This window comes from Caballeronia sp. HLA56 (genome assembly GCF_054655155.1).
Genome location: NZ_BAAHOB010000005.1, coordinates 842,200 through 858,581 on the forward strand (window position 1 = coordinate 842,200; position 16,382 = coordinate 858,581).

General features: G+C 57.4%; 10 protein-coding genes, 3 tRNA genes and 3 rRNA genes. 14 read left to right on the forward strand and 2 right to left on the reverse strand.

What is annotated here, in order from left to right; all coding sequences use genetic code 11:
- Positions 1-10 precede the first annotated feature (10 nt).
- Positions 11-787, forward strand: coding sequence for a twin-arginine translocase subunit TatC (gene tatC / locus ACYQ47_RS23510; protein WP_244826362.1), 777 nt, complete (start codon positions 11-13; stop codon positions 785-787).
- Positions 788-883: 96 nt separating this feature from the next.
- Here tatC and ACYQ47_RS23515 read toward each other — a convergent pair whose 3' ends face one another.
- Positions 884-2,107, reverse strand: a complete 1,224-nt coding sequence (locus ACYQ47_RS23515; RefSeq protein WP_244826361.1) for a S1C family serine protease — start codon at positions 2,105-2,107, stop codon at positions 884-886.
- A 20-nt stretch (positions 2,108-2,127) separates the two neighbouring features.
- Between ACYQ47_RS23515 and ACYQ47_RS23520 the strand changes: the two genes are divergently transcribed.
- The 13 genes from ACYQ47_RS23520 (at position 2,128) to ACYQ47_RS23580 (ending at position 14,716) form a co-directional block, all read left to right on the forward strand.
- A complete protein-coding gene (locus ACYQ47_RS23520; RefSeq protein ID WP_459907168.1) occupies positions 2,128-2,874 on the forward strand; it encodes a Nif3-like dinuclear metal center hexameric protein in 747 nt (248 codons plus the stop codon).
- A gap of 215 nt (positions 2,875-3,089) precedes the next feature.
- Positions 3,090-3,719, forward strand: coding sequence for a ubiquinol-cytochrome c reductase iron-sulfur subunit (gene petA / locus ACYQ47_RS23525; protein WP_310394247.1), 630 nt, complete (start codon positions 3,090-3,092; stop codon positions 3,717-3,719).
- Positions 3,719-5,101, forward strand: a complete 1,383-nt coding sequence (locus ACYQ47_RS23530) for a cytochrome b (protein WP_250526309.1) — start codon at positions 3,719-3,721, stop codon at positions 5,099-5,101. The genes petA and ACYQ47_RS23530 overlap by 1 nt, the downstream gene beginning before the upstream one ends.
- 23 nt (positions 5,102-5,124) lie before the next feature.
- On the forward strand, positions 5,125-5,883 hold the full coding sequence (locus ACYQ47_RS23535) for a cytochrome c1 (RefSeq protein ID WP_459907171.1): 759 nt from the start codon (positions 5,125-5,127) through the stop codon (positions 5,881-5,883).
- Positions 5,884-5,972: 89 nt separating this feature from the next.
- The gene (locus ACYQ47_RS23540) at positions 5,973-6,584 is read left to right on the forward strand and encodes a glutathione S-transferase N-terminal domain-containing protein (RefSeq protein ID WP_008344155.1); all 612 of its coding nucleotides are present in this window, start codon (positions 5,973-5,975) and stop codon (positions 6,582-6,584) included.
- 63 nt (positions 6,585-6,647) lie between these two features.
- Positions 6,648-7,157, forward strand: a complete 510-nt coding sequence (locus tag ACYQ47_RS23545) for a ClpXP protease specificity-enhancing factor (RefSeq protein ID WP_250509553.1) — start codon at positions 6,648-6,650, stop codon at positions 7,155-7,157.
- An 18-nt stretch (positions 7,158-7,175) separates the two neighbouring features.
- A tRNA-Thr gene (locus ACYQ47_RS23550) sits at positions 7,176-7,251 on the forward strand.
- Between the two features lie 445 nt (positions 7,252-7,696).
- Positions 7,697-9,229: ribosomal RNA gene (locus tag ACYQ47_RS23555) — 16S ribosomal RNA — on the forward strand.
- Between the two features lie 64 nt (positions 9,230-9,293).
- Positions 9,294-9,370 (forward strand) — tRNA-Ile (locus ACYQ47_RS23560).
- Positions 9,371-9,426: 56 nt separating this feature from the next.
- A tRNA-Ala gene (locus ACYQ47_RS23565) sits at positions 9,427-9,502 on the forward strand.
- Between the two features lie 305 nt (positions 9,503-9,807).
- Positions 9,808-12,688: ribosomal RNA gene (locus ACYQ47_RS23570) — 23S ribosomal RNA — on the forward strand.
- A 117-nt stretch (positions 12,689-12,805) separates the two neighbouring features.
- Positions 12,806-12,919 (forward strand): 5S ribosomal RNA (rrf, locus tag ACYQ47_RS23575).
- Together the 16S, 23S and 5S rRNA genes with 3 tRNA genes alongside form the textbook arrangement of a ribosomal RNA operon.
- A gap of 156 nt (positions 12,920-13,075) precedes the next feature.
- Positions 13,076-14,716, forward strand: a complete 1,641-nt coding sequence (locus ACYQ47_RS23580) for an NAD(P)/FAD-dependent oxidoreductase (RefSeq protein WP_459907174.1) — start codon at positions 13,076-13,078, stop codon at positions 14,714-14,716.
- 120 nt (positions 14,717-14,836) lie between these two features.
- Here ACYQ47_RS23580 and ACYQ47_RS23585 read toward each other — a convergent pair whose 3' ends face one another.
- Positions 14,837-16,378: a UxaA family hydrolase gene (locus tag ACYQ47_RS23585; protein WP_244826355.1), complete on the reverse strand. Its 1,542-nt coding sequence runs from the start codon at positions 16,376-16,378 to the stop codon at positions 14,837-14,839.
- Positions 16,379-16,382 lie beyond the last annotated feature (4 nt).

Below are 16,382 nucleotides of genomic sequence, written 5' to 3' on the forward strand. Positions count from 1 at the left end.
GAGGGCCGGCGTGAGCGACCCGCTACAAAATAAAGACGAGCCCGTCGAAGAGACGTTCATTTCGCATCTGGTCGAATTGCGTGACCGCATCATCAAAGCGGGCGCTTCGGTTATCGTGGTGTTCGTATCGCTGGTGTACTGGGCGCCGGACATCTTCAAGTTACTGGCCCGGCCGCTAATGCAGAACCTGCCGGCCGACGGCAAGATGATCGTCACCGACGTGACCGGCTCGTTCTTCGTGCCCATGAAGGTGACCATGCTCGTCGCCTTCGTCATCGCGCTGCCGCTTGTGCTGTATCAGCTTTGGGCGTTCGTGGCGCCGGGTTTGTACCAGCACGAGAAGAAGCTCGTCGCGCCGCTCGTGTTCAGCAGCTACGCGCTCTTTCTTTGCGGCATGGCTTTCGCGTATTTCGTCGTGTTTCCGACCATCTTTCGCGTGATGGCGCATTACAACGCGCCGCTCGGTGCGGAGATGACCACGGATATCGACAACTACCTGAGCTTCGTGCTCACGATGTTCCTCGCATTCGGCGTAACGTTCGAGGTGCCGATCGTCGTTGTGTTGCTGGCGCGCATGGGTGTCGTGTCCATCCAGAAGCTCAAGCAGATTCGCCCGTATGTAATTGTCGGCGCGTTCGTCATTTCGGCGGTCGTTACCCCGCCAGACGTTTTCTCGCAGCTGATCCTGGCCATCCCGCTCATCATTCTCTACGAAGCGGGGATTATTGCGGCGCGGCTGGTGGTTGGAAAGCAGCCAATCAAAAGCGAAGAGGCAACGGCCGAGTAGGTGCGGCGTATTGCCGCGGCAGTGAAATGTCGGATGCGCAAAAAAGGCAGCTTCGATTACCGAAGCTGCCTTTTTGTTTTCAACGGAGAACCGAGTTTATTCGTCGCCCTGATCGTTTCCTTGATCCTCGTCTTCCGGTAACTGTGGCGCGCGCGGTTGAGCCGGGCGCTTGCCGATAGTCACGTTGATATCGAGTTCCTTGTTCTTGCGCATTAAATGAACCTTCACCGACGTGCCCGGTTTGATCTGCGCGACCACGTTCAGGAGGCGCGTGGTGTCGGTGATGGTGTCGTCGTTGATGCTGACGAGAATGTCGCCCGGCTTGATGCCTGCCTTGTCCGCCGGGCCGCCTTGCAACACCCCGGCCACGATGGCGCCAGATTTTTGGTCGAGCCCGAACGACTCCGCGATCTCCGGCGTCACGTCCTGCGGCTCCACGCCAATCCAGCCGCGCGTGACCGTGCCCGTCGTGATGATGCTCTCGAGCACGCTGCGCGCCGTCGACACCGGGATCGCAAAGCCGATTCCCAGTGAGCCGCCGCTGCGCGAATAAATCGCCGTGTTGATGCCGAGCAGATTGCCGTTCACGTCGACGAGCGCGCCGCCCGAGTTGCCGGGGTTGATTGCCGCGTCGGTCTGAATGAAGTTCTCGAACGTGTTGATGCCGAGGTGATTGCGCCCGAGCGCGCTCACAATGCCCATGGTTACCGTCTGCCCGACGCCGAACGGATTGCCGATAGCCAGCACGACATCGCCGACGCGCGTTTGGTCCATGCGGCCGAGCGTGATGGTCGGCAGATTCGTCATGTTGATCTTGAGCACGGCAAGATCGGTTTCCGGATCGACGCCGATTACCTTCGCGCTGGACGTGCGGCCGTCGGCAAGCGCAACTTCGATTTGATCGGCGCCATCGACGACATGCTGGTTCGTTAGAATGTAACCTTCCGAGCTGACGATGACACCCGAGCCGAGATTCGACGCTGGCGGCTCGTCGCTCTTGCGCTTGTTTTTATCGCCGAAGAAGTAGCGGAACAGCGGGTCTTTGGCGCGCGGGTCCGGCGGCAGATTGCCGTCCTTGCTGGAAAAGACGTTGACCACAGCGGGCATGGCCTTTTGCGCGCCTTCGGCATAGGAAGATTGAAGCGGTCGCGAGCCTATGCTCGGCGCCACTTCCTGCAGCGCGACTATTGGTTCGGCGAGTTGCTTGCCGAATTGGCCCTGACGTTGAAGCCACTGCGGTTTCAAGGTCGCGATGATGAACATCAGGGCCAAAATCACGGTGACCGCTTGGGCAAAAAATAGCCAGAAGCGTCTAAGCATTTGAAGGGATAGAGGAATTCATGGATCGGATCGAACTCGAATTGTATCTGAACAATCTGCTGGAAATCGGCCGCTTCAAGGACTATTGCCCGAACGGTCTACAGGTGGAAGGCGCGCGCCGGGTTCAGAAGATCGCAACCGGCGTGACGGCCTCGCTCGCCTTTCTCGAAGCCGCGCTCGAGTGGGGCGCGGACACGGTACTCGTGCATCACGGCTACTTCTGGCGCAATGAGGCGCCGCAGTTGACGGGACGCAAGTATCAGCGAATCCGCACGCTTATCGCCAACGATATCAACCTGTTTGCCTATCATTTGCCGCTCGATTCGCATCCGGAGTTCGGCAACAACGCGCAGCTCGGCGCGCGCCTCGGCTTGATCGCGGACGGCCGTTTTGCAGGCCAGGATCTCGGGTGGATCGCGCCGCTTACCATGCCGCTTTCGCTCGAACATTTCACTGCAACGGTCGAAAACGCGCTCGGCCGCAAGCCGCTCGTATTCGGCGATTCAGACCGCGAACTGCGGCGCGTCGCGTGGTGCACGGGCGGCGCGCAAGGATACTTCGAAGAAGCCATCGCGGCGGGCGCGGATGTCTACGTCAGCGGCGAAGTATCCGAGCAGACCATGCACATTGCGGCGGAATCGGGCGTGGCCTACATCGCGGCTGGCCATCACGCGACCGAGCGCTACGGCGTCCAGGCGCTGGGTAATCACCTGTCGGAAGAATTCGACATCGAGCATGTGTTTACCGATATCGACAATCCGGTATAAATGTTTTGCGCCGATTATCGTTTTAATCGGCCTTGCAGTTGCCTTAAATGATTGCTTCACAAGATGGCGCGAAAACGTGCGGGAAAACCCGGAAAGAACAATCACTTGGAGTGATTTTTCCTATTCGGGCCTTGTAAATGCCAACTCCATTCGCGCACACTAGCGACGGAACACTGATGTGACGGTATAAATCCAACTCAGAAGTGGGGCGTGTGATGCGAGACAAGGACGATAAGCACGATGGGCGCGTTGACGGTAGCCGCCGTACCTGGCTGATAGCGACGACCGTAGCAGGTGGTGTCGGAGGTGTAGCAACAGTAATTCCGTTTGTAGGATCGTTCGCTCCGTCGGAGAAGGCGAAGGCGGCAGGCGCGCCGGTCGAGGTCGATATCAGCGGACTCAAGCCCGGCGAAATGATGACCGTCGCGTGGCGCGGCAAGCCTGTGTGGATCGTCAACCGCACCGACGCAATGCTTTCGGACGTCAAGAAAGCCGACACCGAAGTGGCCGATCCGAAATCGAAGATGGAATTCTCGATGCCGTTGCCGGAGTACTGCAACAACGAGTTCCGTTCCCGCACCGATCACAAGAACATTTTCGTGGCGGTGGCCGTGTGCACGCATCTGGGCTGCACGCCGACCCCGCGTTTCACCGAAGGCGCCCAACCCAATCTTCCCGATAACTGGCCCGGCGGTTTTCTCTGCCCGTGCCACGGCTCGACCTATGACATGGCGGGCCGCGTCTTCAAGAACAAGCCCGCGCCGCAGAATCTGGACGTGCCTCCGTACATGTTCACTTCCGCGACGCAACTCGTGATCGGCAAGGACGAAAAGGGAGAGGCTTAATGGCGACCGCAGACAAGGATGTGGAGACGACGGGCCTGATCGGCTGGATCGACCGGCGCTTTCCGCTCACCGCGACGTGGAAGCAGCACGTTTCCGAGTACTACGCGCCGAAGAACTTCAACTTCTGGTACTTCTTCGGCTCGCTCGCGCTGCTCGTGCTCGTGCTTCAGATCGTCACGGGCATCTTTCTCGTCATGAACTACAAGCCCGATGCGACGCTCGCGTTCGCATCGGTCGAATACATCATGCGCGAGGTGCCGTGGGGCTGGCTCATTCGCTACATGCATTCGACAGGCGCTTCGATGTTCTTCGTCGTCGTCTATCTGCACATGTTTCGCGGGCTGATGTACGGCTCGTATCGCAAGCCGCGCGAACTGGTGTGGATTTTCGGCTGCGCAATTTTCCTGTGCCTCATGGCCGAGGCGTTCTTTGGCTATCTTTTGCCGTGGGGGCAGATGTCGTTCTGGGGCGCGCAGGTGATCGTGAATCTGTTCTCGGCGATTCCCTTCATCGGCCCGGATCTGTCGCTCTGGATTCGCGGCGATTACGTCGTGTCGGACGTCACGCTGAACCGGTTCTTCGCGTTCCATGTGATCGCGATTCCGCTCGTGCTGATTGGCCTCGTCGTGGCGCATCTGGTCGCGCTGCACGAAGTCGGCTCGAACAACCCGGACGGCATCGAGATCAAGGCGAAGAAGGACGCGAACGGCATTCCTATCGATGGCATTCCGTTCCATCCGTACTATTCGGTGCACGACTTCCTGGGCGTGTCGGTCTTCCTTCTGATCTTCGCGGCGATCATTTTCTTCGCGCCGGAGATGGGCGGCTACTTTTTGGAAGCGAATAACTTCGTGCCGGCCAATCCGTTGCAGACGCCGCCCGAAATCGCGCCAGTCTGGTACTTCACGGCTTTCTACGCGATGCTTCGCGCCACCACCGATCCGTTCAAGATCGTGCTGATGGTCATCATCGCGCTGCTTGGCCTCTTTGCGCTGTTGCGCGCGCGCGGCAAATGGCGGATCGGCTTGCCGGTGCTCTCGCTCGCGGTGATCGTCTTCATGGCGCTGACGGAGTCGAAGTTTTGGGGCGTGGTAGTCATGGGCACGGCGGTCGTATCGCTCTTTTTCCTGCCCTGGCTCGATCGCAGTCCTGTGAGGTCCATTCGCTACCGGCCGTTTTTCCATAAAGTGTTCTACGGCATCTTCGTGGTCGTGTTCCTCGTGCTGGGCTTCTTGGGAACCAGGCCGCCGTCACCGGTGGGGACGCTGATCGCGCAGGTCTGCGCGCTGATCTACTTCGCGTTTTTCCTCGGCATGCCGTTCTGGACGCCGCGCGGCAGATTCAAGACGCCGCCCGAGCGAGTGACTTTCAAACCTCACTGAGCACTCGTCCGGAGACAAACACAATGAAAAAATGGCTCGGTTCCCTCACAATCATCGGCGCGGCAATGTTCGCGTTCGGCGCGAGTGCGCCGGCGTACGCGCAGGAAGAAGCGGTGCTCGACCGCGCGCCCGATAACGCGGACAATTTTGCTTCGTTGCAGCACGGCGCCCAAATCTTTGTAAACTACTGCCTGAATTGCCATAGCGCCAATCTGATGCGGTACAACCGGCTGACCGACCTCGGCATCACGCCACAGGACGTTCAGGAAAATCTGCTGTTTTCGACAGACAAGATCGGCAACACGATGTCCATTGCAATGCGCCCGGAAGACGCGAAAGCGTGGTTCGGCGCGTCGCCGCCGGACCTGTCGGTTGAAGCGCGGGCGCGTGGCAAGGACTGGTTGTACACGTACTTGCGGGGGTTTTATCGCGATCCGGCGCGGCCGACCGGCTGGAACAATCGCGTGTATGAGAATGTCGGCATGCCGCACGTGCTGTGGACGATGCAGGGTATCCGCGATGCAAAATTCGAAACCGAAACCGACGAGCACACCGGCGAAAAGGTAAAGAGATTCGTGGGTTACACTCAGGTTAGCCCGGGTTCCATGTCCTCCGTGGATTATGATAATGCTGTGGCCGATCTGGTTTCGTACCTCTCGTGGATGTCCGAACCCGCCCAGCAGACTCGCAAGCGCCTCGGCGTATGGGTCCTGCTGTTCCTGGCGTTGTTGAGTTTCCTCGCATGGCGCCTGAACGCGGCATACTGGAAAGATATTAAATAGCGCCCTAGACGGCGTGGGTCGGCACGACGGCGTTTCCCTGGGAAGCGTCGCGGCCGGCCTTTCGAGTTTACTGAAGGAACTTTAAAGACATGATGGTTCTGTATTCCGGCACTACTTGCCCGTTCTCCCAGCGCTGCCGGCTGGTGTTGTTCGAAAAGGGCATGGATTTCGAGATTCGTGACGTCGATCTGTTCAACAAGCCGGAAGACATCGCGGTCATGAACCCATACGGTCAGGTGCCGATCCTCGTCGAGCGCGACCTCATCCTGTATGAATCGAACATCATCAACGAATATATCGACGAACGGTTCCCGCATCCGCAGCTCATGCCGGCCGATCCGGTGCAACGCGCCCGCGCGCGCCTGTTCCTGCTGAACTTCGAGAAAGAATTGTTCGTGCACGTCGGCACGCTCGAAAACGAGAAGGGCAAAGCCGCCGAGAAGAACCACGAGAAGGCGCGCAGTGCAATCCGCGATCGTCTTACGCAGCTCGCGCCTATTTTCCTGAAGAACAAGTACATGCTCGGCGAAGAATTCTCGATGCTCGACGTGGCCATCGCGCCGCTGTTGTGGCGTCTGGACCATTACGGCATCGAGTTGTCGAAGAATGCTGCGCCGTTGATGAAGTACGCCGAACGCATTTTCAGCCGTCCGGCCTATATTGAAGCGCTGACGCCTTCCGAAAAGGTGATGCGTCGATAGTTTGCGGGCATCGGAGCGCGGCGGCGCGCATTTCGCCCGCCGCGCTCCTGTAGAGGAAAGTTGATGCAAGAGATTTCCACCAAGCCGTATCTGCTGCGCGCGCTCTATGAGTGGTGCACGGATAACGGGTTCACCCCACACATCGCGGTGCGGGTCGACGGCGCCACGCGGGTGCCGCGTCAGTTCGTGCGTAACGACGAAATCGTGCTGAACATCAGTTTCGAGGCGACGAGCCAGCTTCAGATGGGCAACGAATGGATCGAATTCAGCGCGCGTTTCTCGGGTAAGTCACACAAGATCGAAGTGCAGGTTACGAACGTGCTGGCCATCTATGCACGAGAGAACGGGCAGGGAATGGCGTTCCCGGTCGAGCCTTCATCGCAAACGGCTATCGACGCGTCGGGCGCGAGCACCGCGCCGCATCCGGTCGAGCGAGACGAAAGTATCGTGGAAGACGCGGTAGAGGAACTGTCCGACGCCGACGGGACTTCGTCGAGCGACGACGTTTCGGCAAGCTCGGATGACGATGCTTCAAAATCATCTGGGCGATCGCACCTCAAAGTCGTCAAATGAAGTAGAATTCCGTCCTTCGCCGGCTTAGCTCATCTGGTAGAGCAGTTGATTTGTAATCATCAGGTGGCGGGTTCGAGTCCTGCAGCCGGCACCAAGACTAGCGTCGACGGGTCGTGCGATGTCCGCACGACCCGTTTGGTTTGAGCGGGTTGTATGTTCCGCAGTGGTCTGAAGAAGCTGAAAGGCAAGTCAATAAGAAAAGCTTCAAATTCTTGTTGACAGTAACTGAAACGACGTACATAATCTCGTTTCTCTGCTGCAGATGCAGCGACGCAAGACGAAGCGGTGCTGAGCAAAATGCTTGGTGCGCTTGGCGGGAAGTCTTGGCGAATGTGCTCTTTAAAAACTAACAGCCGATAAGTGTGGGCACTTGATGGCGCGAGCGGTTCTGACCTTTTGGGGTTGGGACGTTTAGCGAAAGTTATCAAGTCTCACACAGTATTAGAGGAAGGTTTATCTGTCGAAAGACGGATTGATCATCGTCAGTACGTTGAGTGAGCGACCGGTTGGTAAAACAACCGAAAACAGTAACAGGCATTGAACTGAAGAGTTTGATCCTGGCTCAGATTGAACGCTGGCGGCATGCCTTACACATGCAAGTCGAACGGCAGCACGGGGGCAACCCTGGTGGCGAGTGGCGAACGGGTGAGTAATACATCGGAACGTGTCCTGTAGTGGGGGATAGCCCGGCGAAAGCCGGATTAATACCGCATACGATCTACGGAAGAAAGCGGGGGATCCTTCGGGACCTCGCGCTATAGGGGCGGCCGATGGCAGATTAGCTAGTTGGTGGGGTAAAGGCCTACCAAGGCGACGATCTGTAGCTGGTCTGAGAGGACGACCAGCCACACTGGGACTGAGACACGGCCCAGACTCCTACGGGAGGCAGCAGTGGGGAATTTTGGACAATGGGGGCAACCCTGATCCAGCAATGCCGCGTGTGTGAAGAAGGCCTTCGGGTTGTAAAGCACTTTTGTCCGGAAAGAAAACCTGCCTGTTAATACCGGGTGGGGATGACGGTACCGGAAGAATAAGCACCGGCTAACTACGTGCCAGCAGCCGCGGTAATACGTAGGGTGCGAGCGTTAATCGGAATTACTGGGCGTAAAGCGTGCGCAGGCGGTCTGTTAAGACCGATGTGAAATCCCCGGGCTTAACCTGGGAACTGCATTGGTGACTGGCAGGCTAGAGTATGGCAGAGGGGGGTAGAATTCCACGTGTAGCAGTGAAATGCGTAGAGATGTGGAGGAATACCGATGGCGAAGGCAGCCCCCTGGGCCAATACTGACGCTCATGCACGAAAGCGTGGGGAGCAAACAGGATTAGATACCCTGGTAGTCCACGCCCTAAACGATGTCAACTAGTTGTTGGGGATTCATTTCCTTAGTAACGTAGCTAACGCGTGAAGTTGACCGCCTGGGGAGTACGGTCGCAAGATTAAAACTCAAAGGAATTGACGGGGACCCGCACAAGCGGTGGATGATGTGGATTAATTCGATGCAACGCGAAAAACCTTACCTACCCTTGACATGGACGAAACCCGGGTGAGAGCCTGGGGTGCTCGAAAGAGAATCGTCGCACAGGTGCTGCATGGCTGTCGTCAGCTCGTGTCGTGAGATGTTGGGTTAAGTCCCGCAACGAGCGCAACCCTTGTCCTTAGTTGCTACGCAAGAGCACTCTAGGGAGACTGCCGGTGACAAACCGGAGGAAGGTGGGGATGACGTCAAGTCCTCATGGCCCTTATGGGTAGGGCTTCACACGTCATACAATGGTCGGAACAGAGGGTTGCCAAGCCGCGAGGTGGAGCCAATCCCAGAAAACCGATCGTAGTCCGGATCGCAGTCTGCAACTCGACTGCGTGAAGCTGGAATCGCTAGTAATCGCGGATCAGCATGCCGCGGTGAATACGTTCCCGGGTCTTGTACACACCGCCCGTCACACCATGGGAGTGGGTTTTACCAGAAGTGGCTAGTCTAACCGCAAGGAGGACGGTCACCACGGTAGGATTCATGACTGGGGTGAAGTCGTAACAAGGTAGCCGTATCGGAAGGTGCGGCTGGATCACCTCCTTTCTCGAGCTTAAACGCTCGCCCACTCAAGTGTTCACGCTTATCGGCTGTCAGAAAGACAGGCTAAGGGTCTGTAGCTCAGTCGGTTAGAGCACCGTCTTGATAAGGCGGGGGTCGTTGGTTCGAATCCAACCAGACCCACCACCCGGGCAAGCGGTGCTTGAAACGACCAAGCGAGCAGACTGAGTCAGGCACACACGGGGGGATTAGCTCAGCTGGGAGAGCACCTGCTTTGCAAGCAGGGGGTCGTCGGTTCGATCCCGTCATCCTCCACCAATCCTCAATGCACAGCGCTGAACGCGGGGTTCAACGTTGCGCATTGGCGATTGAGCCAGTCAGCGCGGGTAGGTGATCGAATTTGATCATGCTATCGGCTGTCGTTCTTTAACAATCTGGAAGAAGTAGTAAAGAGATTATTCGAAAGCACTTAGAGATGGGTGTGAGTAGGGTAATCAGGGTTGTGATTGTATCAAGTATGAAAAGGTGATCGAAAGATTGCTTTGGAATACGGCACAACGCGAATACTCAACCTATGACGGTGGGCTTAAAGGCAGCAATGCTGGCAGACACACTCGTTATAGGGTCAAGCGAACAAGTGCATGTGGTGGATGCCTTGGCGATCACAGGCGATGAAGGACGCGGTAGCCTGCGAAAAGCGGTGGGGAGCTGGCAAACGAGCTTTGATCCACCGATATCCGAATGGGGAAACCCGGCCCGAATGGGTCATCCTAAGCTGAATCCATAGGCTTAGTGAAGCGAACGCGGTGAACTGAAACATCTAAGTAACCGCAGGAAAAGAAATCAACCGAGATTCCCAGAGTAGTGGCGAGCGAAATGGGATCAGCCTGTACTCTTTATCTGTGTTGTTAGCTGAACGCTCTGGAAAGTGCGGCCATAGCAGGTGATAGCCCTGTAAGCGAAAACAGCGTGGAAGAACTAGGGGTACGACAAGTAGGGCGGGACACGTGAAATCCTGTCTGAAGATGGGGGGACCATCCTCCAAGGCTAAATACTCGTGATCGACCGATAGTGAACCAGTACCGTGAGGGAAAGGCGAAAAGAACCCCGGGAGGGGAGTGAAATAGATCCTGAAACCGCATGCATACAAACAGTCGGAGCCTCGCAAGGGGTGACGGCGTACCTTTTGTATAATGGGTCAGCGACTTACGTTCAGTAGCGAGCTTAACTGATTAAGGCAGGCGTAGCGAAAGCGAGTCCGAATAGGGCGATCAGTTGCTGGGCGTAGACCCGAAACCAAGTGATCTATCCATGGCCAGGTTGAAGGTGCGGTAACACGTACTGGAGGACCGAACCCACTAACGTTGAAAAGTTAGGGGATGAGCTGTGGATAGGGGTGAAAGGCTAAACAAACTTGGAAATAGCTGGTTCTCTCCGAAAACTATTTAGGTAGTGCCTCGTGTATCACCTTCGGGGGTAGAGCACTGTCATGGTTGTGGGGTCCATTGCGGATTACTACGCCATAGCAAACTCCGAATACCGAAGAGTGCAATCACGGGAGACAGACATCGGGTGCTAACGTCCGGTGTCAAGAGGGAAACAACCCAGACCGCCAGCTAAGGTCCCAAAGATTGGCTAAGTGGGAAACGAAGTGGGAAGGCAAAAACAGTCAGGAGGTTGGCTTAGAAGCAGCCACCCTTTAAAGAAAGCGTAATAGCTCACTGATCGAGTCGTCCTGCGCGGAAGATGTAACGGGGCTCAAGCCAGTCACCGAAGCTGCGGATGCATATTTATATGCATGGTAGGAGAGCGTTCCGTAAGCCTGCGAAGGTGCGTTGAAAAGCGTGCTGGAGGTATCGGAAGTGCGAATGCTGACATGAGTAGCGATAAAGGGGGTGAAAAGCCCCCTCGCCGTAAGCCCAAGGTTTCCTACGCAACGTTCATCGGCGTAGGGTGAGTCGGCCCCTAAGGCGAGGCAGAAATGCGTAGCTGATGGGAAGCAGGTCAATATTCCTGCACCATTGTTAGATGCGATGGGGGGACGGATCGCGGAAGGTTGTCCGGGTGTTGGACGTCCCGGTCGCTGCATTGGAGAAGGTGCTCAGGCAAATCCGGGCACATAATTCAAGGGTGTGGCGCGAGCTTCCTCGGAAGCGAAGCAATTGGAAGTGGTTCCAAGAAAAGCCTCTAAGCTTCAGTCTAATAGTGACCGTACCGCAAACCGACACAGGTGGGCGAGATGAGTATTCTAAGGCGCTTGAGAGAACTCGGGAGAAGGAACTCGGCAAATTGGTACCGTAACTTCGGGATAAGGTACGCCTCTGTAGCTTGACTGGCCTGCGCCAGGAGGGTGAAGAGGTTGCAATAAACTGGTGGCTGCGACTGTTTAATAAAAACACAGCACTCTGCAAACACGAAAGTGGACGTATAGGGTGTGACGCCTGCCCGGTGCCGGAAGATTAAATGATGGGGTGCAAGCTCTTGATTGAAGTCCCGGTAAACGGCGGCCGTAACTATAACGGTCCTAAGGTAGCGAAATTCCTTGTCGGGTAAGTTCCGACCTGCACGAATGGCGTAACGATGGCCACACTGTCTCCTCCCGAGACTCAGCGAAGTTGAAGTGTTTGTGATGATGCAATCTCCCCGCGGCTAGACGGAAAGACCCCATGAACCTTTACTGTAGCTTTGCATTGGACTTTGAACCGATCTGTGTAGGATAGGTGGGAGGCTATGAAACCGGAACGCTAGTTTCGGTGGAGCCGTCCTTGAAATACCACCCTGGTTTGTTTGAGGTTCTAACCTTGGTCCATGATCTGGATCGGGGACAGTGCATGGTAGGCAGTTTGACTGGGGCGGTCTCCTCCCAAAGTGTAACGGAGGAGTACGAAGGTACGCTAGGTACGGTCGGAAATCGTGCTGATAGTGCAATGGCATAAGCGTGCTTAACTGCGAGACCGACAAGTCGAGCAGGTGCGAAAGCAGGTCATAGTGATCCGGTGGTTCTGTATGGAAGGGCCATCGCTCAACGGATAAAAGGTACTCTGGGGATAACAGGCTGATACCGCCCAAGAGTTCATATCGACGGCGGTGTTTGGCACCTCGATGTCGGCTCATCTCATCCTGGGGCTGTAGCCGGTCCCAAGGGTATGGCTGTTCGCCATTTAAAGAGGTACGTGAGCTGGGTTTAAAACGTCGTGAGACAGTTTGGTCCCTATCTGCCGTGGGCGTTGGATATTTGAAGGGGGCTGCTCCTAGTACGAGAGGACCGGAGTGGACGAACCTCTGGTGTACCGGTTGTCACGCCAGTGGCATCGCCGGGTAGCTATGTTCGGAAGAGATAACCGCTGAAAGCATCTAAGCGGGAAACTCGCCTTAAGATGAGATATCCCCGGGGCTTCGAGCCCCTTGAAGGGTCGTTCCAGACCAGGACGTTGATAGGTCAGGTGTGTAAGTGCAGTAATGCATTGAGCTGACTGATACTAATTGCCCGTAAGGCTTGATCCTATAACCAGTGTGTTTGAACCACTGGCGAGTTATGCGTGTGCGACAATCGCCACCCAACATTTACTGCTTCTTCCCGGATTGGTTGTGTGCCCACCCGGCGCACGACAACAAGTCATGCCTGATGACCACAGCGAGTTGGTACCACCCCTTCCCATCCCGAACAGGACCGTGAAACGACTCCACGCCGATGATAGTGCGGATCTCCCGTGTGAAAGTAGGTAATCGTCAGGCTCCTCATGCAGCAACAAAAACCCCACCCCCAAACAGGTGGGGTTTTTGCGTTTCTGCGGCGTTTGGCTGATACGCCAGATTCGATCAGCCGTGCATGCCTTGATCGCGCGATAAAATCAGCAAAACATTGCGCAGCCGATTGCCATTCGAGTTCCCATGCTACGTTTAAGCGAAATCAAGCTTCCGCTCGATCATCCCGATTCGGCCATCGAGCCTGCGGTCATCGCACGCCTTGGAGAAATCGGCGTGACGTCAAGCGAACTCGTGCGCTTCCATGTCTTTCGCCGCGCGCACGATGCGCGCAAGCGCGCCGACATCAAGCTTACGTACATCATCGATGTGGAGTTGGCAGATGAAGCGTCGGTGCTCGCGCGACTAAAGGCCCGGCCGCATCCGCATGTCGGCATTACGCCGGATATGGCTTACCACTTCGTGGCCAAGGCGCCTGAAGCATCGAGCCAGCTTCGCCCCGTCGTTATCGGCATGGGGCCGTGTGGGCTGTTTGCCGGGCTGATTCTCGCGCAAATGGGTTTTCGCCCGATCATCCTCGAGCGCGGAAAAGCCGTGCGCGAGCGGACGAAAGACACTTGGGGTCTGTGGCGCCGAAACGAGCTTAACCCGGAATCCAATGTGCAGTTCGGTGAAGGCGGCGCTGGCACCTTCTCCGATGGTAAGCTCTACAGTCAAATCAAGGATCCGAAGCACTACGGCCGTAAAGTCCTCGACGAGTTCGTCAAAGCGGGCGCGCCTGAAGACATCCTGTATTTGAGCCGGCCGCATATCGGCACGTTTCGACTGGTCAGCATGGTCGAAAAGATGCGCGCGAATATTCATCAACTCGGCGGCGAAGTACGATTCGAGCAGCGCGTCGAGGATATCGAGATCGACGATGGCAAAGTGCGCGGTCTACGCCTGTCGAGCGGCGAAACGCTGCGCTGCGATCACGTTGTGCTGGCCGTCGGACATAGCGCGCGCGATACCTTCCAGATGTTGCACGATCGCGGCGTTTTCATGGAGGCGAAGCCGTTTTCGCTCGGGTTTCGTATCGAGCATCCGCAGGGCATTATCGATCGGAGCCGTTTCGGCAAATTCGCCGGTCACGAACGGCTTGGCGCCGCGGACTATAAAGTCGTCCACCATTGCAGCAACGGCCGCGCTGTCTACAGCTTTTGCATGTGTCCTGGCGGAACGGTTGTCGCGGCGACGTCGGAGCCCGGCCGAGTCGTGACCAATGGCATGAGCCAGTACTCGCGCGCGGAACGTAATGCGAACGCGGGCATCGTCGTCGGCATCACGCCGGAAGATTATCCGGGCGGTCCACTCGCGGGCATCGCCTTCCAGCGCATGTGGGAAGAGCGTGCGTTCGAACTGGGCGGCGGCGATTACAGCGCGCCTGCACAGCTTGTGGGCGACTTCATCGCGAGGCGCGCATCGACATCGCTTGGATCGGTCGTGCCTTCGTACAAGCCAGGCGTCAAGCCGACCGATCTCAGCACAGCGTTGCCCGATTATGTGATCGAAGCCATCCGAGAAGCACTGCCTGAGCTCGATAAGAAGATCCCCGGCTTCGCGATGCACGACGCCGTTCTCACTGGCGTCGAGACGCGCACGTCGTCGCCGCTGCGGGTGCGCCGAAATAATGACGATTACCAAAGCGTCAATGTCGAAGGTTTGTATCCGGCGGGCGAGGGCGCGGGTTATGCGGGCGGGATCTATTCAGCGGCGATCGACGGAATCGAAGTCGCGGAGGCCGTCGCGTTGAGGATGATGGCGGAACATGAGGCGGCCGTCCGGTAACGTCGCGACTCATTCGCTGTCCATGCAAACGTCGAAGAGACATAACCACCGCCCATTGCCTCTAAAACGAAAAAGAGCGCATCGTCACCGTTGCGCCCTTTCATCCGCATCCAAAGAACCTCAAGTAACCACGCCCACCTGCCAGGGCACGAACTCACTCTGCCCATACCCGTGCAGTTCGCTCTTCGATGCCACGCCCGACGCGCAGTCGAGCATCATCTGAAAAATCTGGTCGCCGAGTTGCCCGATGCTCGCCGTTCCATCGATCACGCCGCCGCAGTTGATATCCATATCCTCTTCTTGCCGCTCCCAGAGCGCGGTGTTCGTCGCGAGCTTGAGCGATGGCGAAGGCGCGCAGCCGTAAGCCGAACCACGTCCGGTCGTGAAGCAGATGAGATTCGCGCCCGAAGCAACCTGACCCGTTGCAGACATCGGATCGTAGCCGGGTGAATCCATGAACACGAAGCCCTTGGCGTCGACGCGCTGCGCGTACTCATAAACCTCGACGAGATTGGTCGTGCCGCCCTTGGCCACCGCGCCAAGCGACTTTTCGAGAATCGTGGTCAGCCCGCCGACCTTGTTGCCCGCCGATGGATTGTTGTCCATCGCCGCACCGTTGCGCGCGCAATAGTCCTCCCACCACTTGATACGCGTCAGCAGTTTCTCGCCGACTTCACGGCTGACCGCGCGCCGCGTCAGCAAATGTTCCGCGCCATAAACCTCCGGTGTCTCGGAGAGAATCGCCGTGCCGCCATGCGCGACGAGTTTATCGACAGCCGCGCCGAGCGCCGGATTCGCCGAAATGCCCGAGTAGCCATCCGACCCGCCGCATTGCAAACCGACGATCAGATGCGACGCCGGCACCGGCTCGCGCTTGACGCGATTCGCTTCCGTGAGCATCTCCTTGACCAATGCGATGCCGTGCTCGATCGTCTTTCTCGTCCCGCCGCTGTCCTGAATCGTAAAGCTGCGCAGACGCTCGCCGTCTTTCAGTCCGCTTGCTTCGAGCACGCCGGAAATCTGATTGGTCTCGCATCCCAGGCCGACGAAGAGCACCGAATAGAAATTCGGATGCACCGCGTATCCCGCCAGCGTGCGACGCAAGATGGCAAGGCCATCGCCCTGCATGTCGATGCCGCATCCCAAGCCATGTGTGAGCGCAATCACGCCATCGACGTTCGGGTAGTCCGCCAGCGCTTCCGGATGAACGTCGCGCCGAAAGTGATCAGCAATCGCGCGCGCGACGGTCGCCGAGCAATTGACGCTCGTCAGCACGCCGACGAAATTGCGCGTCGCCACGCGGCCGTCATCGCGGCGAATGCCCATGAACGTCGCGGGTTCATCGACGAAAGGCGTCGGATGCTTGTCGATGCCGAACTCGTGCTCGCGCGCGAACTCGGCCATCGACAGATTCTGCGTATGGACATGCTGGCCGCGTGCGATGGCGTCCTTCGCCACGCCGATGATCTGGTTGTAGCGCTTGACGGGCTCGCCCGCGGCGATGGCGCGCGTCGCGATCTTGTGGCCCGGCGGAATCAGGCCCATGACGACGAGATCCTCCGACGCGATGCGCGCGCCGGAGAGCAACTGACGTGTCGCGATGACGACATCGTCTTTGGGATGCAGCCGGATGACCGCATGGTCGGTGGATGTGGTGGACATGATG